This window comes from Labedaea rhizosphaerae, assembly GCF_004362825.1.
In the GTDB taxonomy this organism is placed as follows: Bacteria; Actinomycetota; Actinomycetes; order Mycobacteriales; family Pseudonocardiaceae; genus Labedaea; species Labedaea rhizosphaerae.
Genome location: NZ_SNXZ01000001.1, coordinates 1,960,865 through 1,982,067, shown reverse-complemented (window position 1 = coordinate 1,982,067; position 21,203 = coordinate 1,960,865). Strand labels below are relative to the sequence as shown.

At 70.4% G+C, this 21,203-nt stretch carries 22 protein-coding genes; 9 read left to right on the top strand and 13 right to left on the bottom strand.

Annotated features, from left to right (window positions below; translation table 11 throughout):
• Positions 1-4: 4 nt before the first annotated feature.
• Positions 5-418: a GyrI-like domain-containing protein gene (locus EV186_RS09585; RefSeq protein WP_133848627.1), complete on the top strand. Its 414-nt coding sequence runs from the start codon at positions 5-7 to the stop codon at positions 416-418.
• Here the strand turns inward: EV186_RS09585 and EV186_RS09580 are convergent.
• The gene (locus EV186_RS09580) at positions 403-1,398 is read right to left on the bottom strand and encodes an ArsR family transcriptional regulator (RefSeq protein WP_208115513.1); all 996 of its coding nucleotides are present in this window, start codon (positions 1,396-1,398) and stop codon (positions 403-405) included. The two genes, EV186_RS09585 and EV186_RS09580, sit on opposite strands and share 16 nt — an antisense overlap.
• Positions 1,399-1,674: 276 nt before the next feature.
• On the opposite strand from EV186_RS09580, the gene EV186_RS09575 reads away from it, so the two are divergent.
• Positions 1,675-2,877, top strand: a complete 1,203-nt coding sequence (locus EV186_RS09575; RefSeq protein WP_133848626.1) for an MFS transporter — start codon at positions 1,675-1,677, stop codon at positions 2,875-2,877.
• Between the two features lie 167 nt (positions 2,878-3,044).
• Here EV186_RS09575 and EV186_RS09570 read toward each other — a convergent pair whose 3' ends face one another.
• The 7 genes from EV186_RS09570 to EV186_RS09540 all read right to left on the bottom strand — a co-directional run bounded on the left by EV186_RS09570 (position 3,045) and on the right by EV186_RS09540 (position 8,639).
• A complete protein-coding gene (locus EV186_RS09570) occupies positions 3,045-3,506 on the bottom strand; it encodes a DEAD/DEAH box helicase family protein (RefSeq protein WP_133848625.1) in 462 nt (153 codons plus the stop codon).
• The gene (locus tag EV186_RS09565) at positions 3,503-4,660 is read right to left on the bottom strand and encodes a methyl-accepting chemotaxis protein (protein ID WP_133848624.1); all 1,158 of its coding nucleotides are present in this window, start codon (positions 4,658-4,660) and stop codon (positions 3,503-3,505) included. The genes EV186_RS09570 and EV186_RS09565 overlap by 4 nt, the downstream gene beginning before the upstream one ends.
• Positions 4,661-4,676: 16 nt before the next feature.
• Complete coding sequence (locus tag EV186_RS09560) at positions 4,677-5,846, bottom strand: hypothetical protein (protein WP_133848623.1); 1,170 nt, start codon at positions 5,844-5,846, stop codon at positions 4,677-4,679.
• A 69-nt stretch (positions 5,847-5,915) separates the two neighbouring features.
• The gene (locus EV186_RS09555) at positions 5,916-6,896 is read right to left on the bottom strand and encodes an aldo/keto reductase (protein ID WP_133848622.1); all 981 of its coding nucleotides are present in this window, start codon (positions 6,894-6,896) and stop codon (positions 5,916-5,918) included.
• Positions 6,893-7,294: a MerR family transcriptional regulator gene (locus tag EV186_RS09550; protein ID WP_133848621.1), complete on the bottom strand. Its 402-nt coding sequence runs from the start codon at positions 7,292-7,294 to the stop codon at positions 6,893-6,895. Before EV186_RS09550 ends, EV186_RS09555 begins: the two co-directional genes overlap by 4 nt.
• 271 nt (positions 7,295-7,565) lie before the next feature.
• A complete protein-coding gene (gene upp / locus EV186_RS09545) occupies positions 7,566-8,189 on the bottom strand; it encodes a uracil phosphoribosyltransferase (RefSeq protein WP_133848620.1) in 624 nt (207 codons plus the stop codon).
• 18 nt (positions 8,190-8,207) lie between these two features.
• The gene (locus EV186_RS09540; protein WP_133848619.1) at positions 8,208-8,639 is read right to left on the bottom strand and encodes a hypothetical protein; all 432 of its coding nucleotides are present in this window, start codon (positions 8,637-8,639) and stop codon (positions 8,208-8,210) included.
• Between the two features lie 58 nt (positions 8,640-8,697).
• Between EV186_RS09540 and EV186_RS09535 the strand changes: the two genes are divergently transcribed.
• Both EV186_RS09535 and EV186_RS09530 read left to right on the top strand, forming a co-directional pair.
• Positions 8,698-9,018, top strand: a complete 321-nt coding sequence (locus EV186_RS09535) for a VOC family protein (RefSeq protein WP_133848618.1) — start codon at positions 8,698-8,700, stop codon at positions 9,016-9,018.
• 100 nt (positions 9,019-9,118) lie between these two features.
• Positions 9,119-9,760 carry a DUF1707 SHOCT-like domain-containing protein gene (locus tag EV186_RS09530; protein ID WP_166659071.1) on the top strand — a complete coding sequence of 214 codons (642 nt, stop codon included), beginning with the start codon at positions 9,119-9,121 and terminating at the stop codon, positions 9,758-9,760.
• A gap of 42 nt (positions 9,761-9,802) precedes the next feature.
• Here the strand turns inward: EV186_RS09530 and EV186_RS09525 are convergent, their stop codons facing one another.
• Positions 9,803-10,639 (bottom strand): GNAT family N-acetyltransferase, encoded by an 837-nt coding sequence (locus EV186_RS09525; RefSeq protein ID WP_166659070.1) that lies wholly within the window; start codon positions 10,637-10,639, stop codon positions 9,803-9,805.
• A 76-nt stretch (positions 10,640-10,715) separates the two neighbouring features.
• Between EV186_RS09525 and deoC the strand changes: the two genes are divergently transcribed.
• From deoC to EV186_RS09505, 4 genes are all read left to right on the top strand, one after another.
• The gene (deoC, locus tag EV186_RS09520; protein WP_133848615.1) at positions 10,716-11,690 is read left to right on the top strand and encodes a deoxyribose-phosphate aldolase; all 975 of its coding nucleotides are present in this window, start codon (positions 10,716-10,718) and stop codon (positions 11,688-11,690) included.
• On the top strand, positions 11,690-13,120 hold the full coding sequence (locus EV186_RS09515) for an aldehyde dehydrogenase family protein (protein ID WP_424982333.1): 1,431 nt from the start codon (positions 11,690-11,692) through the stop codon (positions 13,118-13,120). The genes deoC and EV186_RS09515 overlap by 1 nt, the downstream gene beginning before the upstream one ends.
• The gene (locus tag EV186_RS09510) at positions 13,113-13,979 is read left to right on the top strand and encodes an aldehyde dehydrogenase family protein (protein ID WP_133848614.1); all 867 of its coding nucleotides are present in this window, start codon (positions 13,113-13,115) and stop codon (positions 13,977-13,979) included. The genes EV186_RS09515 and EV186_RS09510 overlap by 8 nt, the downstream gene beginning before the upstream one ends.
• Positions 13,980-14,086: 107 nt before the next feature.
• Positions 14,087-15,382, top strand: a complete 1,296-nt coding sequence (locus EV186_RS09505; protein ID WP_133848613.1) for a primosomal protein — start codon at positions 14,087-14,089, stop codon at positions 15,380-15,382.
• A 55-nt stretch (positions 15,383-15,437) separates the two neighbouring features.
• Here EV186_RS09505 and EV186_RS09500 read toward each other — a convergent pair whose 3' ends face one another.
• Positions 15,438-16,541, bottom strand: a complete 1,104-nt coding sequence (locus EV186_RS09500) for an adenosine deaminase (RefSeq protein WP_133848612.1) — start codon at positions 16,539-16,541, stop codon at positions 15,438-15,440.
• 191 nt (positions 16,542-16,732) lie between these two features.
• On the opposite strand from EV186_RS09500, the gene EV186_RS09495 reads away from it, so the two are divergent.
• Complete coding sequence (locus EV186_RS09495) at positions 16,733-18,034, top strand: hypothetical protein (protein ID WP_243753894.1); 1,302 nt, start codon at positions 16,733-16,735, stop codon at positions 18,032-18,034.
• A gap of 61 nt (positions 18,035-18,095) precedes the next feature.
• Here EV186_RS09495 and EV186_RS09490 read toward each other — a convergent pair whose 3' ends face one another.
• The 3 genes from EV186_RS09490 to EV186_RS09480 are packed head-to-tail and all read right to left on the bottom strand — an operon-like array spanning position 18,096 to position 21,198.
• The gene (locus EV186_RS09490; RefSeq protein ID WP_133848611.1) at positions 18,096-19,256 is read right to left on the bottom strand and encodes an NAD(P)/FAD-dependent oxidoreductase; all 1,161 of its coding nucleotides are present in this window, start codon (positions 19,254-19,256) and stop codon (positions 18,096-18,098) included.
• 45 nt (positions 19,257-19,301) lie between these two features.
• Positions 19,302-20,570, bottom strand: coding sequence for a thymidine phosphorylase (locus EV186_RS09485; RefSeq protein WP_133848610.1), 1,269 nt, complete (start codon positions 20,568-20,570; stop codon positions 19,302-19,304).
• A gap of 10 nt (positions 20,571-20,580) precedes the next feature.
• A complete protein-coding gene (locus EV186_RS09480; protein WP_133848609.1) occupies positions 20,581-21,198 on the bottom strand; it encodes an alpha/beta fold hydrolase in 618 nt (205 codons plus the stop codon).
• Between the last annotated feature and the right edge of the window lie 5 nt (positions 21,199-21,203).

The following is a 21,203-nucleotide window of genomic DNA, read 5'->3' as shown; positions in this document are numbered from 1 at the left end:
ACATGTGATCGAGACGGCCAGGGTGACCAAGCAGCCGCGGCCACTGCTGGTGCGGCGCGTCCCCGACGAACTGCCCGCACTGCAGCAGGGCTGGGCCGAGTTCGAGGAGCTGGTCGGCCTGCGCGGGCGCAAGTTCTACGGGCTCGTGGACGTCGCCGCCAACGAGTACCTCCTGGCCACGGTCCCCCGCGACGACGACCCAGCGGACGCCTGGGGCCTGGCGCGCTTCGAGCTGCCCGGCGGCGACTACCTGCGCACGGTGTTGCGTGGCGAGCCGCCGGAGCTGTACTCCCGCATCGGCCCTGCGATGCAGGAGCTCGAGTCACTGACCACTGTGGACAAAGAGCGGTACCTGGTGGAGTTCTACAAGCGCCACAACGAAATCGAGCTCTGGGTGCCGGTTCACGGATCAGCCTGAGCCGCCAGCGCGTCGCCGAGCGGCGTGCGCCGGTAGAGCACCGACCGCCCGGTCCGGGCCCGGTCGACCAGCCGCGCGTCGCGCAGGACGGCGAGGTGGTCGCCGACCGCGCCGACGGCCATGCCCATGCTGCGCGCGAGTTGCGTCGTGCTCGCGGGTTCGGCGAGCGCCACGAGGATGCGCGCGCGTGCCGACCCCAGCAGCGCGCCGATGGCCCCCGGCTCGGATCCGGTCGCCCACAACGCGGAGATCCCCCGAGCCGGGTAGATCAACGCCCGCGGCCACGGGTCCTCGTTGAAGATCGCGACCCCCGGCCACACGAACACCGACGGCACCAGCAGCAACCCGGCGCCCCCGAGTTCGGTGGTGACATCGGCGCCCGGAGCCCGGCGCCGCACCTCGATCGCACCGCCACGCCAGCGCACCATCTTGTGCAGGCCGTCGAGCGCGCCGCCCCAGCCGGTCCGGCCGAGCTCGCCCGCGCGGTGCACGACATCGCGTTCGCAGATCGCCCGCAGCTGCGGCCAGTCGGCGGCGAGCAAGCCGTGCCAGGCGGCTTCCAGGGCGTCGGCGAGCAACGGGACCGGCCGCGGGCCACGCAACCGGTCGAGCACGTGGTCCGGCACGTCGTCCGGCACCGGGCCGGCGAGGGTCAGCTGCGCGTCGATCACCGCCCGAGCCACCTCGGCAGGTGTCGCGCGGACCGCCGCGAGGTCCTGCTCGATCGTCTGCGCCAGCCCTTGCGGTGGCGGCGCCAGGATCGAGGCACCCGAGTAGCGCGATTCCAGCGCGAGCACGAGGTCCAGGTTCGCCTCCGCACGCAGGCGTGTGAACTCGGGTCGCAACCGGGCGGCCCACGCGGGCGGCAGCCGCGAGCCCATGCCGGCGAGGGTGCGGAGCAGGCTCACCAACTCGAACAACGGCGAAACGGCGAACCTCGTCCGGGCCAGGTCCTCGGGCTCCGTCGCGAACCGCCACACGCCGCCGAGCCTACGTCCGAGAGAGGGCTTCGATCCTGGACCACCTTCCGGGCGTAGCTCACCCAACGTGTCCTGTGGCTGCGCCGGCGCTGGCTGCCCGCGCTGCTCTGTTACAGCAGACGGGCGACACGCCCAAATCCGGGCAAGATCCCGGGCGTGTCCACCCGATCGAGTGACCAGCGCGAATGAGCTCGGGAACCACAGTAGCCGACGGATCAGGTTACGCCACAGGGCGAAACAATCGCCTCGGCCGGCTGCCGCCGTGAGGGTGACGGCATGAGTTCCGGTGTGCGTTCTCGCGGCTACCTGCGGGTGCTCGCCGAGCCTCGGTTCCGGGTGTTGTTCGGCAGCACCGTCCTGTCCATCGCCGCGCAGACGTTGCGGATCCTCGCCCTGTCGGTGCTGGTGTTCGCGGCGACGGGGTCCGCCTTGCTCGCGGCGCTGGCGTTCGGGAGCGGCTTCTTGCCGCAGGTGTTCGGGGCGGCGTTGCTCGGGTCGCTGGCCGACCGGGTGCGGCCGCGGCCGTTGATCGCGGTCGGCAACCTGTTCGAGTGCGTGACCGGCCTGGCCCTCGCGCTCGGCCACCTGCCGGTCTGGGGTGATCTGCTGCTCGTCGCTATCGGCGCGGTGGTGACGCCGGTGTGCCTCGGCGGATCCGGGCGGCTGGTCGCCGAGGTCCTCACCGGCGACGACTACGTGCTCGGCCGGTCGCTGAACAGCATGGCCGCCTCGGCCGCGCAGCTCGCCGGTCTCGCGGGCGGCGGGCTCGCGATCGGCGTGCTCGGCGCGCAGGGCGCGCTGCTCATCTCCGCAGGCGCCTACTTCGTCGCCACCGCGTGGGTGCGGTTCGGCCTGCCCGACCTGCCGAAGCCCGCACCGGCCGACGGCTCGCTCGTGCGGCACAGCATCGCGGGCCACCGGGCGTTGCTCGCCGACCCGGTCATCCGCGCGCTGCTGCTCGCCCAGTGGCTGCCGCCCGCCTTGGTGACCGGTGCCGAAAGCCTGCTGGTGCCCTACGCGGCAGGGCGCGGGTATCCGGCGTCGGCCGGCGGTCTGCTGCTCGCGTGCCTGCCGGTCGGGATGCTCGTCGGTGACGTGGTCGCCGCGCGGTTGCTGGCCCCGGCCACCCGCGAACGCCTGCTGGTCGCCTTCGTCGTGTTGCTCGGCGCGCCGCTGGTGTTGCTGGCCGCGCCGCTGCCGCCGACCATCGCAGGCGTGGCCCTGGTCTGCTCGGGTGCGGGCTTCGCCTACGGCCTGTCGGTGCAGCGCCGGTTCCGCGACGCCGTGCCCCCGGACCGCCGCGGTCAGGCCTTCGGGCTGCTCAGCACGGGCCTGATGACCTGCCAGGGCCTCGGTCCGGCCCTGTGCGGCGGACTGTCCACAGTGGTCGCGGCGCCGGTCCTGATCGCCGCCGCGGGCGTCGCGACCGTCCTCATGGGACTGACGATGAGACGGCTGGCTACCAGCTCGGCTTCATGAACGACTCCGATGGCTCGTCCTCGCGTGAAGCCGAAGCCGAAGGTGCAGGCGGCGGCGCGTCGTGGTCCAGCACCAAGCGGATCGAAACGTCCCTGACGGCCTGCCGATCCTGATCGCCGCCGCGGGCGCCGCGACCGTCCTCATGGGACTGACGATGAGGCGGCTGGCTACCAGCTCGGTTTCATGAACGACTCCGGTGGCTCATCCTCGCGTGCGGGTGAAGACGAAGGCGCCGGTGCGTCGTGGTCCGGCACCAAGCGGATCGAACCGTCCGCGACGGCCTGGTGGAAACGTTCCAAGGCTGCCTGCCGCGCCGCGGCGACCACCGGCAGGTCATCGGCCGCACCAGAAGCGATCGCCTCGTAAGTGGTCTCACCGGCCCGCACCGCACGCCCGAGCCGGATCAGCTCGGGCGGCGCCGTGCCGGATTCGGCGGCCGCGCGCAGGCGCTGCACGCGTTCCGCCTCGTCCACCGGATCGACCCGCAGTTCCTCCGGATCTGGTTGGGGCAGCTGGGACAGCCGCTCCCGCATGGTCGCGACCTCGGCGCGCGACTCCTCGAAGCGGCGCACGGCGGCGACGGCGTGCTCGGGGAGATCGGGCAGGTCCGGGTAGTCGGGGTGGCTCATCTGCTGTCCGCCTTCGGGTCCGCGGGGAGGTGGTACTGGTCGGTGGGCACGTCGACGAAGCCGTGTGGGTCGGCCAGTTCGACCAGATCGCCGGCCAGTTCGGCCTTGTCCTTGACCTCGGTGATGACCTTGTCCACGTCTTCCTTGATCTTGTTCGCCTCGTCGATCGGCTTCTTCAGGGCGTCGATCAGGTTCTTGACGTCGTCGATCAGCTTGCGCAGCGCGTTCATCAAGTTGCGCGCCCAGGTGAACAGCTCTTGGTTGCCACACAAGTACTCCGCAGCCTTGCGGTAGGCCTTGTCCGCCGAGCCGGTGAACATGTTCCAGAAGCCGTCCCAGAAGTCCGGGAGCATCGACTTGACCTTCTTGACCACGTCGTTGAGCGTCGAGATCAGCTCGCCGGCGACCTTCTTCACCTCGTCGGCGGTCTTCGCGTAGATCCGTCCGACGACGCGGTTCAGCGCGGCTTCCTCGTCGACCGCGCGGTAGAGCTTGGTCACCAAGTCCATGCATGCCTGCGCGGCGGCACCGTCCCACTGCTGGTCGAGGGTCTTCAACCCGGTCGCGATCGTCGACGACACGGTGGTGGCCGCGTTGCCCGCGTTGGTCAGGCCTTGGCCCGCCTTGGCCAGGTCGCTCCAGTCGCCGGTGAGGTCGACGATCAGCTCGCGGTGCACCTGCCAGCCGAGCAGGTCGCTGATGAAGAAGTCGATGTCCTTGACGTCCTTGCCGAACTGCTCGAACATCGCCGGCCAGTCGATCTCGGCGTCGGGCTCCTTGAGCTCCGGATTGCTTTCCGGGAACGGAAAGGCGGCGTAGTCCTCGGCGTTGTACCAGCTGCCGTCGTCCATCCGGTGGGTGTTTTCCTTCTCCTTCTCCAGGTACACCCACGTGGCGTGCTGCAGTTCGTTCGCGGTGCCGTAGCCGACGCCCATCAGGTTGGTCAGCCGGTTGTGCAACGCGTCCGCGTAGCCGTCGACTGGGCCCTTGAGCTGCGACATCAAGCCTTTGTAGCCGTCGGTGGACTTGCACGAGTTGTCGACGTAGCTGCGCATGAAGTGCAGGTTGCCGTTGTCGCCGCCGTTGGTCTCGTGGAACAGCATCGCGCCGTAGCCGTAGAGGTAGTGCGCGTCGACCCGGAACTTCTCGGCCATGAACTGCTCCTCGTGCTCAGGCAGGCGCCTCGGCGTCGCCAGGCAAACGGTATTGCTCGTGCGGCGCGTTGACGAACTCGTGCGGATCCGCCAGGTCGTCGACGTCCGCCTCGATCGCCAGCACCTTCGTGGACTTCTCGACCGCGCCGTTGACGATGTCGAAAGATTCTTGGACGTGCTTCACGCCGGGAACGACGTTCGCCGCTGCCTTGACGGGATCCTGGAGCGCGTCGAGCAGGCGCCGCGTGTCGTCGAGCAGGACGCGCACGTTCTGCAGCAAGGTCCGCAGGCCGTCGAACAGGTGCTTGTTCTGGTCGACGAGGTCGTAGGCCTCGCACACGCACGAACCGAAGGGCCAGGGCACTTCCCAATAGTCGGCCAGGATGTCCTTGAGCTTCTGGATCAGGCCGTCGAGCGTGCTGATGATCTTTCCGGCGACCTTCTTGATCTCGTCGGCGACGTACATGTAGATCCGCCCGACGGTCCGGTTGATCGGCGCCTCTTCCTGGATCCCTTCGTGGAACCGGGTCAGCAGCGCCAACGCCGACTGCGCGCTGGCGCCGTCCCAGTGCTGGTCGAGGATGACCAGGTTGGTCTTGATGTTCGCCGACACGGTGTCCGCCGCGTCACCGATCGCGATCAGCGCGTGCCCGGCGTTGGCCAGCGCGGTCCAGTCGCCGGTGATGTCCACGATCAGCTCGCGGTGCACCTGCCAGCCCAGGCGGTCGCTGACGAACCAGTCGACGTCCTTGAGGTCCTTGCCGAACTCGTCGAACATCGCCGGCCAGTCGATGGAGACGGTCGGCTTGCCCAGCTTCGGGTGCGTTGCCGGGAAGGGCTCCGCGGCGGCGTCCGGCGCGTTGTCGTAGCTGCCGTCGTGCAGGCGCTTGGAGTTCTCGGCCTCCTTGTGCACGTACACCCAGGTGGCGTGCTGCAACTCGTTCGCCGTGCCCCAGCCGACGGCCGCCATGTCGTCCAGCCGGTTGTGCAGCGAGTTCGCGTACCGGGACACGGCGCCCTTGATCACGGACATCAGGCCCGTGTACTTGTCCGTCGCCATGCAGTGGCGGCGCGCGTGGTCACGCATCCGGCACAAGCTGCTTTGGTTGTCACGCTTGGTTTCCGCGAACAGCATGTCGCCGAACCCGTACAGGTAGTGCGGGTCGACGTAGAAACCCTCGCCCATCGTGAATGCCTCCCCCAGTGTCGGCCTTCACAAAAGGGACGCACCAGGCAGGGCGAGGGTTCCTGTCGATCAAGCGTCGATGGTGCGCATCCCCGCTTCGGTGTAGCGGCCACCGGCCACGCCGTCGCGCGGGACGGCCGCCTCGATCGCGGCGAGGTCCTCGGCGCTCAGGTCGAGCGTGGCCGCGGCCGCGTTGGACTCCAGGTACTTGCGCCGCTTGGTGCCCGGGATCGGCACGACGTCCTCGCCCCGGGCCTGCACCCACGCGAGCGCGAGCTGGCTCGCGGTCACGCCGCGGGCCTCGGCGAGCTTGGTCAGGGCGTCCACCATCGCGAGGTTGTGGTCGAGGTTCGCCACCCGCGGGTGCCCGGCCCGGAAGTCGTCGGAGCCGAAGTCCGACGCCGAGCGGTAGCGGCCGGTCAGCAAGCCGCGGCCCAGCGGGGAGTACGGCACGATCCCGATGCCGAGCTCGCGGCAGACGGGGGCGATCTCGTCCTCGATGTCCCGCGTCCACAGCGACCACTCGGTCTGCAGCGCGGTGATCGGGTGCACGGCGTGCGCCCGGCGGATGGTCTGCGCGCTCGCCTCCGACAGCCCGAGGTGGCGGACCTTGCCCGCCTCGACCAGTTCCGCCATCGCGCCGACGGTCTCCTCGATCGACGTCTTCGGGTCGACGCGGTGCTGGTAGTACAGGTCGATGTGGTCCACGCCGAGCCGGCGCAGCGACGCGTCGCAGGCCTGGCGCACGTAGGCCGCGTCGCCGCGGATGCCACGCTCGTCGGAGTCCTTGCTGCGGACGTTGCCGAACTTGGTGGCCAGCACGACCTGGTCACGCCGGTCGTGGATGGCCTTGCCGACCAGCACCTCGTTGTCGCCGATGCCGTACATGTCGGCGGTGTCGAAGAAGGTGACGCCGAGCTCGATGGCCCGGTGGATGGTGGCGATCGACTCGTCGTCGTCGCGATCGCCGTAGAACTCGCTCATGCCCATGCAGCCGAGGCCCTGGGCGCTGACTTCGAGGGCGGCGAGCTTGCGGGTGGGGATGGTCATGACGCTGCTTCCTGCGGTGCGGCGAGCAGACCGGCCATGTCCTTCTCGATCTGCTCGTAGTTCGTGATCTTGTAGTTGAGGACGTCCAGCGAGCCCTGCAGCTCGGCGATGCGCTCCAGGACGTCGCGGCGCTGCTCGACGAGGATCTGCTTGCGCCGCGACGCGGTGGCCGGGCCGCCACGGCGCAGCTTCGCGTACTCGCGCATGAGCCGGATGGGCATGCCGGTGGTGCGCAGCTTGGTCAGGAAGCCCAGCCAGCCGATGTCGTCCTCGCTGTAGGTGCGGCGGCCGCCGGTGTCGCGGGCGGGTGGGTCGATCAGCTCGATGCGCTCGTAGTACCGCAGCGTGTCGATCGAGAGCCCGGTGCGCCGGGCCGCTTCGGCGATCGAATAAGTCACGCCTCCGACCGTAGGAGCTGGAGTGCACTCCAGGTCAAATCAGATCGGGTTTTTTCGCGTCGCGCCGGGGTCCGCTGGCCGGTCCGCCAGCCGTCCGCGGCCCGATTCGCCGCGCTCGTTTTCTCGCGCGCGCGTTGGCAGGCCCCACCCGTCCCGGGGGCACCCCCTCAGCCAGTCTATCGGTTTGACCTGCGGAAATGGGGGTGATGGCGGGATCTGTGGACAACCGCCCGGCTGTGGAAAACTCCGCGCCAGACGGCGCAGTCCTGTCTCAAACGGCGCCGTATTGGCGGTCACCGGCGTCACCGAGGCCGGGGACGATGAAGCCCGAGTCGTTCAGGCGTTCGTCGATGCTGGCGGTGACCAGGCGGACCGGCAGGCCGGACTTCTCGAGGTGCTCGATGCCCTCGGGGGCGGCGAGCGCGCAGATCGCGGTCACGTCGGTCGCGCCACGGCCGGTGAGCAGGCGGATCGTGTACTCCATCGAGCCGCCGGTGGCCAGCATCGGGTCGAGCACGAAGACCGGCCGCCCGGCCAGCGTCTCGGGCAGCGACTCCATGTACGGCGTCGGCTTGAGCGTCTCCTCGTCGCGGGCCAGGCCCACGAAACCCATCTGGGCATCGGGGATCAGCTTGTGCGCCTGGTCGGCCATGCCGAGCCCGGCCCGCAGCACCGGCACCAGCAGCGGCGGGTTGGCCAGCCAGTAGCCCTCCGTGCGGGCGACGGGGGTGTGCAGCCGCTCGGTGCGCACCGGCGCGGTCCGCATGGCCTCGTACACGAGCATCACGGTGAGCTCGTGCAACGCGGCGCGGAAGGTCGCGTTGTCGGTGCGGGCGTCCCGCATGACGGTCAGCCGGGCCTTGACGAGCGGGTGATCGACCGCGAGGACGTCCATGGCGCGACACGCTACCGGTCAGGCCACGCCGCGAAACCGCTCGTGCGCGGCTTGCCTGCTCATGCCGAGCTTCTCCCCGATGTCGGCCCACGACGCCCCGCCGGCGCGGGCCGCGGCGACGGCGTCGCGCAGCAACGCCCCGTGCCAGCCGTCGATGTCGGCGAGCAGGCTGAGCGCGGCGGGCGGGCTGGTGCGGATCAGCTCGGTGATCTGCTCGCGCAGGATCGTGGCCTTGGTGACCAGCCAGTCCGGCGGCCGCAGTTCGTTCTCCAGCAACGCGTGGCGCGCCCACCGCTCCCGCGCGGCCGAGCGGCCCGCGTCGTCGGCGCCGAACCAGCGCACGTCGCGCCAGCCGCAGTCGCACACGGGCAGGCACATGGTGTTGTCGGGCTCGCCCGCCAGTTCGTACGACCCGCGGTGGGCGCCGATCTCGTCGATCATCTCCAGCACAGGCGTCAAGATACCTTGACTGTCAAGGATGCTTGACAGCAGGGGCTACAGTCCAGCAATGGCTGGCGAACCGACCTACATCGAACTCGGCGTGCCCGACCGCGACACGGCGAAGGCCTTCTACGGCGCCTTGTTCGGCTGGCAGCTCACCGGACCCGGGCAAGCCGACACCGCGGGCTTGTCGATCGGCTTCCACGGCGGCGACCCCTCGGCCCTGTTCGAGGTCTTCTTCGCCGTCGACGACCTCGACGCGAGCCTGGCGCGCGTCCGCGAGCTGGGTGGCCAGGTGCACGGCGAGCTCCACGACAGCCCCGGCTTCGGCCGCTGGGCCGAGTGCGCCGATGACCAGGGCGTCCGGTTCGGGCTCCGCCAGGTCTGATCGCCCCTGGTCCGCGGCCGCCGGGCGATCACCCGGCCACCCCGGTGGTGCTTCGCCGAACACCGTCCGACCTGGTGGGCCGAACCAGTACGCTGGCTTCGTGAACGACGAGGTGGACCGGCCGGATCCGCGCAACCTGCGTGCGTCGGACGCCGATCGGGAGCGGGTGGCGAAGGTCCTGCACGACTCCATGGCCGAGGGCCGGCTCACCGTCGCCGAACTCGAGGAACGCCTGACCACCGTCTACGCGGCCAAGACCATCGGCCAGCTCGAGCCCGTGCTCAGCGACCTGCCCGTCGAGTTGCACGACGTCACCCCCGGCACGCGGCCGGTGCCCGCGGTGGCGGGGTTCCAGCCACCCGACCGGCGCATCGGCGGCCGCCCGGTCAGCCACAACGCGGTCGCGGTCATGTCCGGTGTCGAACGGCACGGCCACTGGGTGGTGCCGGAGAAGTTCAACGTCGTCTGCGTGATGGGCGGCGCCGAGCTCGACCTCACCGAGGCGAGCTTCGCCGCGGGCGAGGTGACCATCCAGGTCACGGCGATCATGGGTGGCGCGGAGATCAAGGTGCCCGACGACATCACCGTGCACGTCAACGGGTTCGGCTTCCTCGGCGCGTTCGTCGACGAGGCGCACGTGGTCGGCCCGCCCGGCAGCCCGGTCGTGCGGATCACCGGCTTCGCCATGATGGGCGGCGTCGCCGTGCAGCGAACCAAGCGCCGGCGCCGGATCAGCGAGTAGGGCCGGATCGGCGAGTAGCCAAGCCGGACCCAGCCAGAGGATTCAGCCCAGGGCGCTGCCGATCGGGGCGAACACCCGTCCGCGATCACCCGGCAACGGCTCACCGTCCACGGTCATCAGCGGGAACGCCGGACCGGACGGGATCATGCCCTGGGCCAGCGCCCACGCCTCCAGCCCCGGCACCGCGCGGTCGACGTCCAGGCGGACCTGGCCACCCGCGTCGGCGGCCAGGTCGGTGATCAACGAGGTGGCGGTGGCCAGGTCGTCGGCCACGACCGGGCCGATCAACGTCTGGGCCTCGCGCGACCGCCACGCCCCGGCGAAGCCGGCGATCCGGTCCGCGCGCTCGGCCACCCGCAGCCAGCGCCCCTCGCTGGCCCACCGGCGCAGCAGCGGCAACCGGTCACCGCCGAACGCGGCGCGGTCGGCCGCGGCGATCGCGGCGAGGTCGGTGGCCGCGGCGACCCGGGTCTGGCCGCTGCCCTGGTCGAGGACGCCGAGGTAGCTCGACGACCAGCCGATGGTCCGGAAGCCGAGGTCGAGGTAGAGCGGGCGGCCGGCGGCGGTCGCGTACAGCGCGAGCGTGCAGCGGCGGGCGGCGCGCAGCACGTGGGCCATGAGGCGCCGGCCGTGGCCGCGGCGGGTGTGCTCGGGGCTCACGACCATCATGCTGACCACGGCGAACCCGTCGCCGTAGCGCACGAGCGCGACCGTGCCGATCAGCTCGTCGTCGCCGATGCCGTAGACCTCGCCGACCCGCATCAGCAGCGACCACTTGCCCGGCTCCGGCGGCCAGCCGTGCTTCTCGGCTAACGCCACGCACGCGGCGACATCGGTCTCGTCAAGGCGGCGGATCGGGGGATCGGCGATGCTTGTCACCATCCCGATGCTGGCCCCGCGACCGTCCTGTCGGCAACCGAAATGAGTTGCGTGTCGCTCCGCCTAGACTCGTCCCATGGCCGTGGACACCACAACCGGGTCGAGCACGGGGCTACCGCCCGAGCTGCACGACGCCACCCGCGACGAGACGTCACTGCGCCGCTTCCTGCACGGGTTGCCCGGCGTGGACCAGGTCGGCGTCGAGCAACGCGCCGCGGGTCTGGCGACCCGCAGCATCAAGAAGGCGTCGAAGCTCTGGGCGATCGACACCGCGATCTCGATGGTCGACCTGACCACGCTCGAGGGCGCGGACACGGCAGGCAAGGTCAAGTCGCTGTGCGCCAAGGCCAAGCGTCCCGACCCGGAGCGCCCGGACGTGCCGCAGGTGGCTGCCGTCTGCGTCTACCCGGACATGGTGGCCACCGCGGCCGAGGCCCTGCGCGGGACCGGGATCAACATCGCGAGCGTGGCCACCGCGTTCCCGTCCGGCCGCTCCAGCCTGCGGATCAAGATCGCGGACACCGAGTTCGCCATCGAGCAGGGCGCCACCGAGGTCGACATGGTGATCGACCGCGGCGCGTTCCTGTCCGGGCGCTACGGCCAGGTCTTCGACGAGATCCGCACGATCAAGCAGGCCTGCGGCGACACGCACCTCAAGGTGATCCTGGAGACCGGCGAGCTGGCCACCTACGACAACGTGCGGCGCGCCTCCTGGCTCGCGCTGCTGGCGGGCGGCGACTTCATCAAGACCTCGACCGGCAAGGTGTCGCCGGCGGCCACGCTGCCGGTCACGCATGTGATGCTGCAGGCCGTGCACGACTGGCACGCCCAGACCGGCCAGCTGCGCGGGGTCAAGCCCGCGGGCGGCATCCGGGCCACCAAGGACGCGATCCGCTACCTGGTCGCCGTGCACGAGGTCGCGGGCGAGCAGTGGCTGACCCCGGACCTGTTCCGCTTCGGCGCGTCCAGCCTGCTCAACGACCTGCTGATGCAGCGGCGCACCCAACTCGACGGCCACTACAGCGGCCCCGACTACGTGACGGTGGACTGATGAACTGGGAGTACGCGCCCGCACCGGAATCGCGGGCCATCGCGAACCTCAAGCCCAACTACCAGATGTTCGTCGACGGCCAGTTCGTCGACGGCGGCGGCGAGCCGCTGAAGTCGATCAACCCGGCCACCGAGGAGGTGCTGGCCGAGGTCGCCACGGCCAACGCCGAGGACGTCGACCGCGCCGTCAAGGCCGCCCGCCGCGCCTACGACAAGGTGTGGGGCAAGATGCCCGGCGCCGAGCGGGCCAAGTACATCTTCCGGATCGCGCGGATGATCGCGGAGCGCTCGCGTGAGCTCGCCGTGCTGGAGAGCCTGGACAACGGCAAGCCGATCAAGGAGTCGCGCGACTCGGACGTGCCGATCGCCGCCGCGCACTTCTTCTACCACGCGGGCTGGGCCGACAAGCTCGACTACGCGGGCTACGGCCCCGACCCGAAACCGCTCGGCGTCGCGGGGCAGGTGATCCCGTGGAACTTCCCGCTGCTGATGGCCGCGTGGAAGCTCGCGCCCGCCTTGGCCTGCGGCAACACGGTGGTGCTCAAGCCGGCCGAGACGACGCCGCTGACCGCGCTCGTGCTGGCCGAGATCATCCGCGACGCGGACCTGCCGCCCGGCGTGGTGAACATCCTGCCCGGCGCCGGTGACGTCGGCGCCACGCTGACCACCCACCCCGGCATCGACAAGGTCGCGTTCACCGGGTCGACCGAGGTCGGCAAGCTCATCCAGCGCTCGCTGGCCGGCACCGGCCGCAAGCTCACGCTGGAGCTCGGTGGCAAGGCCGCCAACATCGTGTTCGACGACGCCCCGCTCGACCAGGCGGTCGAGGGCATCGTCAACGGCATCTTCTTCAACCAGGGCCACGTGTGCTGCGCCGGATCGCGGTTGCTGGTGCAGGAATCGGTGGCCGACGAGGTGCTGGAGAAGCTGCGCCACCGCGTGTCCACACTGCGTGTCGGCGACCCGCTGGACAAGAACACCGACGTCGGCGCGATCAACTCCGCCGAGCAGCTGGCCAAGATCCGCGAGCTGTCGGCCTCCGGCGAGGAGGAGGGCGCGGAACGCTGGACCAGCCCGTGTCCGTTGCCGGACAAGGGTTTCTTCTTCGCGCCCACGGTGTTCTCGCAGGTCTCGCAGTCGATGCGGATCGCCCGCGAGGAGATCTTCGGCCCGGTGCTGTCGGTGCTGACCTTCCGCACGCCGGACGAGGCGGTGGCCAAGGCGAACAACACGCCGTACGGCCTGTCCGCCGGGATCTGGACGGACAAGGGTTCGCGGATCCTGTGGATGGCGAACAAGATGCGGGCCGGCGTGGTGTGGGCGAACACGTTCAACCGGTTCGACCCGACCGCGCCGTTCGGCGGCTACCAGGAGTCCGGCTTCGGTCGTGAGGGCGGCCGCGCGGGTTTGGAGGCGTACCTCGATGTCTGACCGGTTGGCGGTCGCGAAGACCTACAAGCTGTACCTGGGCGGGAAGTTCCCCCGCTCGGAGTCCGGCCGGACCTACCAGGTGCGCGACTCGCGCGGCACCTTCCTGGCCAATGCGGCGCAGGCCTCCCGCAAGGACGTGCGTGACGCGGTCGTGGCCGCGCGCAAGGCGTTCGGTGGCTGGAGCGGCGCGACGGCGTACAACCGCGGCCAGGTGCTCTACCGGGTCGCCGAGTTGCTGGAAGGCCGGCGCGAGCAGTTCATCGCCGAGGTCGCCGCGAGCGAGGGCGGGCAGGCCAAGCGGGCGCAGGCAGTGGTGGACGCAGCCATCGACCGGTGGGTCTGGTACGCCGGGTGGACGGACAAGATCGCGACCGTCCTCGGCGCCGCGAACCCGGTCGCCGGGCCGTACTTCTCCTTCTCCGTGCCGGAGCCGACCGGCGTCGTCGGGATCTGCGCGCCGCAGTCCTCGTCGTTGCTGGGCCTGGTCAGCGTGCTCGCGCCGGTGATCGCGTCGGGCAACACGGCGGTGCTGCTGACCTCGCAGGACCGGCCGCTGCCGGCGATCACGCTGTCGGAGGTGCTGGCCACCTCGGACGTGCCCGGCGGCGTGGTGAACATCCTGACCGGCAGGACCGCCGAGCTGGCGCCGTGGCTGGCCGCGCACGCCGACGTGAACGCGCTGGACCTGACCGGTGCGCCCAAGGACACCATCGCCGATCTCGAAGAGGCGGCGGCCGGGACCGTCAAGCGCGTGCTTGCGGTGCGGGGCAACGAACCCGACTGGACGAAGCAGCCCGATGTGTCGCGCTTGCGCCGGTTCCTGGAGACCAAGACCGTCTGGCACCCGATGGGGGTTTGAATAGTCCGCTCCACCTCCCGATCAATGGTGGTTGCCTGACCCCGTAGGCTGCGCCTCGGTGTGCCATCCGCGCACTCGCACCACCGGCCGAGCAGGAGGAGCTCCCGATGGCTCAGGACATCGTCCCGATCGAGCTGGGTCTGCCCCAGGGCGATCTCGTGACGTTGTGGGCGCCGCGCTGGCGTGAGGACGGCGAGGAGTGGGAAGCGTTCCTCGGCGACGAGGACGACCTGTTCGCCTTCCCCGACGCCGCGCACCTCGCCGCGTTCGTCCGGACGGTCGACGAGCACGACCTCGCCGACCACCCCGCGTGGAGCGTGGTGCCCGGGCTCGCGGTCGCCGAACTGGTGCCCGACGACGCGCACACCTACGACCTGGTCGGCGTGCCGGAGCTCGCGGCCGAGGAGCCGGACACGTGGACGATCGGCGAGCTGGCCGAGATCGTCGCCATCGTCCGCTCGCTGGCCGACGTGTGCGAGCTGGACGAGGTGCACGAGGTCCTGGATTCCGCGGACGGCTTCTCGCTGCTGGACCAGGGCACCATCCCGTTCACCGGCCGCGACGGCGAGCGCCTGTGGACGGAGCTGGCCGAGACCATCGTCGAGCGCTGGGACGACGTCCTCGACGCGCTCGACGACGTGGTGACCGTGCCGGACGTCGACGCCGCCACGCTGGACCAGACCTCCGACGAGCTGGCCGCGTTCCAGGCGGAGCTGGCCGAGGCCGCGGCGAGCGCCAAGTCGGACGAGGAAGACCTCGACGAGGTCGACGATGACGACGACGCGGACGAAGACCTCGACGACGAGTCCGACGAGGACGATGACGAGGACGACGAGGAAGAGCCGACCGGCTTCTGGGCCGAGGTCGGCATCGACCCCATCAAGATCATCACCGACGGCTCCGAGTACTACACGCTGCGCTGCTACCTCGACGACGAGCCGATCTTCCTGGGCAGCGGCGGCAAGATCGACGCGTTCGGCTCGGCGCGCGCCCTGGCCAAGTACATCGCCGAGCCGGACGAGGACCACGGCAACGACCTGTCGGACGTCTCGACGTGGGAAGACGTCCAGACCAAGGCGACCGACGGCAGCCTGGAGATCGACGTCCACACCGACAACACCTACGTGCTGTCGGGCCTGGCCGACGACCTGGGCGACGGGCCGGACTCGGTGGACCCGGTCCAGCTGGACCTGGCGGTGGAACTGCTGACCGACGCGGCCGAGTGGGCCGACGACGACAGCGTGGACAACGCGTTGAAGCAGTCGGAGAGCCTGGGCTGGCTGGTGTCGTTCATCCTGCAGCCGGACCCGACCCGCCTGGCGCCGAGCCCGCCGTTCACCGACGAGGTCGACGCCTTCCGCAAGCTGGTCACCGAGTTCGAGGACCGCTTGCGCGTGCACTGAGGCTTCGCAGACAGGAAATGGCCCCGGCAGCAGGCGCTGCCGGGGCCATTTTCTGTCAGCTGCCCATCAGCTCGGCGTAGCCCGGCTTGATCACGTCGTCGATGATCGCCAGCCGCTCGTCGAACCCGAGGAACGCGGACTTCATCGCGTTGATGGTGAACCACCGCAGATCGGCCCACCCGTAACCGAAGTGCTCGACCAGCGCGGCCATTTCGCTGCTCATCGAACACCCGCTCATCAACCGGTTGTCGGTGTTGACCGTCACCCGGAAGCGCAGTTTCGTCAGCAATCCGATCGGGTGATCGGCGATGGACGCGGCCGCGCCGGTCTGCACGTTCGAACTCGGGCACATCTCCAGCGGGATGCGCCGGTCCCGCACGAACCCGGCCAACCGTCCCAAGTGGATGGACCCGTTCTCGTCGACCTTGATGTCGTCGACGATGCGCACGCCGTGCCCGAGCCGCTCGGCCCCGCAGTGCTGGATGGCCTCCCAGATCGACGGCAGCCCGAACGCCTCGCCCGCGTGGATCGTGAAGTGGGCGTTCTGCTGGTGCAGGTACTCGAACGCGTCGAGGTTGCGGGTGGGCGGGAACCCGGCCTCCGGGCCCGCGATGTCGAACCCGGCCACGCCGGCGTCGCGGTAGCGCACGGCGAGTTCGGCGATCTCCAGCGACCGGGCGTTCTGGCGCATGGCGCACAACAGGGTGCCGACCCGGATCCGGTGCCCCTGTTCGGCCGCGCGTTCCGTGCCGAGCCGGAAACCCTCCTGCACAGCGGACACGATCGTGTCCAGCGACATCCCACGTTCGGTGAACAGCTCGGGCGCATATCGCACCTCTGCGTACACGACCCCATCGGCGGCCAAATCCTCGGCGCACTCCGCCGCCACCCGAATGAGCGCGGCCTCGTCCTGCATCACGCCGCACGTGTGCGCAAACGTTTCCAGGTAGCGCTCCAGCGAACCCGAGTCCGCGGCCGCCACGAACCATCGGCCCAGCTCTTCCTCGTTTGTCGTCGGCAACCCCGGATAGCCGATGGCGTCGGCCAGCTCGATCACTGTCCGGGGGCGCAATCCGCCATCCAGGTGATCGTGGAGGAGAACTTTGGGGGCCATCCGGATGGTCTGCGGGGTCACCGCGACCGGCGTCGAAGTCGGCATGGCGGCCACGCTACCCGTCGCCCGTATGGGTGAGACCGGCCTACACGTATCGTCCATACGGCCGTACGGCGACGTGCGAGAACGTCGACCAATCGGCCCAACGACGGCCTTTGTGGACGATGCGAAACAACGGGTGGTGTATGGACGCCTTCTGGCAATGGCTAGAGTCGCCTTCGACTCCCCTCCCCAGGATGAAGGCCACGCCCGTGAACGAGAGCAACAACTCCACGGTTTCTTTCGACCGGATGCGCACCATGTTGACGCGCGCGGCCGAGATCCGCGAGAGCGAGCAGCAACAGATCTTCGACGCGCTGGACGAGATCCACGCACGGATGTCCCCGCTGGACGCCATCGGGTCCATGCGCAAGCGCCTCTCGGAGCTGCCGGACCGCACGGAGACCAGCGTTCTCGCCGAGCGCCTCGACGAGGCGATGGCCAAGCTCGAGGCCCAGGACACCGCGATCCAGGCCATGACCCGCGCGGTCGAGGGCATCGTGGACAAGCTGGCCAAGCCCTTCGCCCAGCTGGACGGCCGCCTCGACGGCGTCGCCGGCCGCTTCGAGGGCGTGGCGGGCCGGATGGACGGGCTCGAGGACAAGCTGTCGAACATCCACCGCCGCCTCGACGAGCTCGAGCTGCACCTCGACAAGCAGGACACCAAGATCGAGGCGCTGCCCAGCGCGGTGCACGGCCCGGTCCGCGACCGCATCGAGTCGATGGAGACCGTGCTGCGGGCCCGCATCGACGAGGTCGACGAGGGCGTGCACGAGCACCTCGACGGGGCGAAGGACACGCTGCAGCGTTCGGTGACCGAGAGCCGCGACAGCGTGCACAAGGTCGTCACCGAGGGCCGCGAGGGCGTGCAGCGCACCGTCGCCGAGACCGCGGAGGCGGTGCAGGCCGCGGTGCAGACCAAGGTCGGCGAGCACACCGAGAACCTGCGTGGCGCGGTCGTGGAGCGCGCGGATTCCCTGCACGGCAAGCTGGACGGGACGCACGCCGAGGTCCAGGCCAAGCTCGACGAGACCCGCCAGGCCCTGCAGGCGGCGTTGGACGAGGCCCGCGAGACCGTGGACGCGAGCGAGCGCCTGGAGGGTCTGGCCGGCCGCCTCGAGCAGGTGACCACGCGCCTCGACGAGATGGCCACCCGCCTGGACACGGTGGAGGACGGCTTCACCGCGCGGCTGAAGGAACTCGGCGGCACGATCGAGCAGAGCCTGTCGCAGGTGCACAGCACCCTGTCCCACCAGCCCGACTCCGAGTCGGTGACGTCGCTGGTGCGCAAGAGCAACGAGGAGACCGAGCGCCGCATCGGCGGTCACCTGGACGAGGCGATGGCGACCTTCGCCGAGCTCATGCTCGGTGGCGGCACCCCGCCCCCGCCGCCGCCCACCACGCTCCCGCGTCAGGGCCGGCGCCGGAACACCCCGAAGAACGGCAAGGGCTCGGAGAAGTCGTCCTCGGAGGAGAACGACATCGCCGAAGGCGCCTGAGCACCGCTGGACACCGAAACGCCCCCGGGTTCGCCCGGGGGCGTTTTGTTGTGCGCGAGCGTCACGCCGACGCGGTCGCGCTCAGCTTCCGGCGGCCCTTGAGCCACCAGTACGAGCCGGGCTTGCGGCCTTCCTTGACCACGTAGTTCAGCGCGCCCTTGCAGATGTACTCCTTCACCCAGGCAGCCGTCCGCCCGCCGAGGTGCAGGCGCCGCGGGCGGTCGTCGGCGTGCACGGTCTGGAAAGTCCCCATGGCGCGCCCCAAGCTGATGCACTGCGCGAAGAACGCCAGGCTCAACGCCGCCGGGTCGGTACCCGCGATGCGGCTCAGGACCGTGTTGGCGGCCTGTGCGCCCAGCGGCAACGCAGCCTGGCAGCTCATCCGCAGCGGCTGGTCCGACGGCGCCGCCGCGTCGCCCGCCGCCACGATGCGGGGGTCGTCGACGCTGGTCAGCGTCTCGTCGGTGCGCAAGCGGCCCAACGCATCGGTCGACAACCCGCTGCGCGCGGCCAGTTGCGGCACGCCGAACCCGGCGGTCCACACGGTCAACGCACTGGGCAGCGACGAGCCGTCCGCCAGCACCACCGCGTCGGCGCGGACCTCGGTCACGACGGCCTGCTCGAGCACCGTCACGCCCAGCTTGCGCAGCTGACGGGCCACCGACGCGCGGCCGCCGTCACCGAGAGAGGGTCCGAGCCGCCCGCCGCCGAGCAGGTGCACGGACTTGTGCCGCGCAGCGAGTTCGGCCGCGGTCTCGATGCCGGTCAGGCCACCACCGACGACGCAGATGGGCGCGTCCGGGTCCAGGGTCGACACGCGCTCCCGCAGTTCCTCGGCGTAGGACAACTCGGCGATGCGCAACGCGTGCTCGGCCGCGCCCGGCACCGCCGGCGCGGGGGCGGTGCTGCCGACCGCGTAGATCAAGTAGTCGTAGGGCAGGGCGTCACCGGAGGCCAGGTGCACCTCGCGTGCGGCCGCGTCGATCTCCGTCGCCTCATCGACGACCAAGCGGACCTTAGGGTTCAGCACCCGCGCGAAGTCCGTGGTGGCCGAGCCGCTGCCCGCCGCCAGCTGGTGCAGCCGGATCCGCTCGACGAACCGCGAGCGCGGGTTGACCAGCGTGACGTCGACGTCGGACCGGACGTGCAGGTGGTTGGCCGCCAGCGCGCCGGCGTAGCCCCCGCCGACCACCACGACCTTCGTGTTCTTGTGATCGCTCATGCTCGTTTGACACCGTGGCCCGGCGAAGTGTGACAGTGGCGTGGGTCACCGCACCGTGTCGAGCAGGATCTTTCGTTCCGGCGCGGCGGCACCGATCTCGAAGGCGTCGGTCAAGACGGCGAGCGCGGGCTCGACCAGCTCGGGCGTGTCGGTGTGCAGCTCCAGCACCGGGTCCCCGGCCGACACGCGATCCCCGGGCTTGGCGTGGCACAGGATTCCCGCCGCGTGCTGCACCGGATCTTCCTTGCGCGTGCGCCCCGCGCCGAGCCGCCACGCGGCGACGCCCACCGCGTAGGCGTCCAACGACGTCAGCACGCCGGACGAGGGCGCGGACACGACGTGCACGTGCTTCGGCTTCGGCAAGGGCGCGTCGGGGTCCCCGCCCTGAGCGGCGATCATCCGGCACCAGGTCTCGTAGGCCGCACCGGAGGCGAGCACCTCCGCGGGGTCCACATCGGACAGACCGGCGAGCGACAACATCTCCCGCGCCAGGGAAACCGTCAACGACACGACATCCGCGGGGCCGCCGCCCTGCAGGACCGCGACCGACTCCGCGACCTCCACGGCGTTGCCCACGGCCGCACCCAACGGCACCGACATGTCCGTGATCAACGCCGCGATGCCCAGCCCGTGCTCCTTGCCGATCGACACCAGCGCCTCGGCCAGCGCCCGAGCGTCCGAAGTGGACTTCATGAACGCCCCGGACCCCGCCTTCACGTCCAGCACCAGCGACGAGGCTCCCTCGGCGATCTTCTTGCTCATGATCGAGCTCGCGATCAACGGGATCGACTCGACGGTCCCGGTCACGTCGCGCAACGCGTAGAGCTTCCGGTCCGCCGGCGCCAGGCCCGTCGTCGCCGCACACACCACGGCGCCGACCGACGAGAGCTGCCGCTGGATCTCGTCGGTGGACAGCTGCGCTCGCCAGCCGGGAATCGACTCGAGCTTGTCCAGCGTCCCGCCCGTGTGCCCGAGCCCGCGCCCGGACAGCTGCGGCACGGCCGCCCCGCACGCGGCCACCAGCGGCGCCAGCGGCAACGTGATCTTGTCGCCGACCCCGCCGGTCGAGTGCTTGTCGACGGTCGGCCGGTCGACGTGCAGGTCCAGGCGCTCGCCGGAGTTGACCATCGCGGCGGTCCACCGCGCGGTCTCCGCCGCCGTCATGCCGTTGAGGAACACCGCCATCGCCAGCGCCGACATCTGCTCGTCGGCCACGTCGCCCCTGGTGTAGGCGTCGATCACCCAGTCGATCTGACCGTCGCTCAGCACCGCGCCGTCACGCTTGGTCCTGATCACGTCCACCGCGTTGAACATGCTGGACACGCTAGCCCAGCAACAGCTCCGCGAGCTCCTTCGGCCGGGCCAGCGCCACGCAGTGGCCGGCATCGATCTCCTCGGGCTCGATGCCCAGGCGCTCGGCGACCATGCGGCGGGTGAACGACGGCTGGAAGAAGCGGTCGCGCAGGCCGAGGACGTAGCGGGTCGGGACGTCCGGCAACGGCGCGCAGGGCTCGTCGAACGAGGTCGTCGAGTGCGCACCAGGGCGCTTCTCGGCCTCGGCGGCGAGCTCGGCGGGCACGTCGTGGAAGAAGAGGTCGTCGTCACCCGAAGGACCGGGGTAGCCGGTGCCGGTCCACCACCCGTCCGGCGACTCGCCGGCCTTCGGCACCATCCCGGCCACGAACACCAGCGCTGACGCGCCGAGCCGGTCGACGACCAGCGGTGCCGTGAACCCTCCGAAGGATTGGGCCACCACCACGAACTCACCGGTTCGGGAGCCCACCGCTTCGACCACCGTGTCTGCGTACTCGGTGAGGCCGACCGGACCGCCGGGGAGGGTCGGGGTTACGACGTCGTGGCCATGGGCCCGCAGCAATGGGGTGACGAGGTGCCAGTACCAGCCGGTGTCGCCCGCCCCGTGGATCATCACGTATGTGCTCATGCACG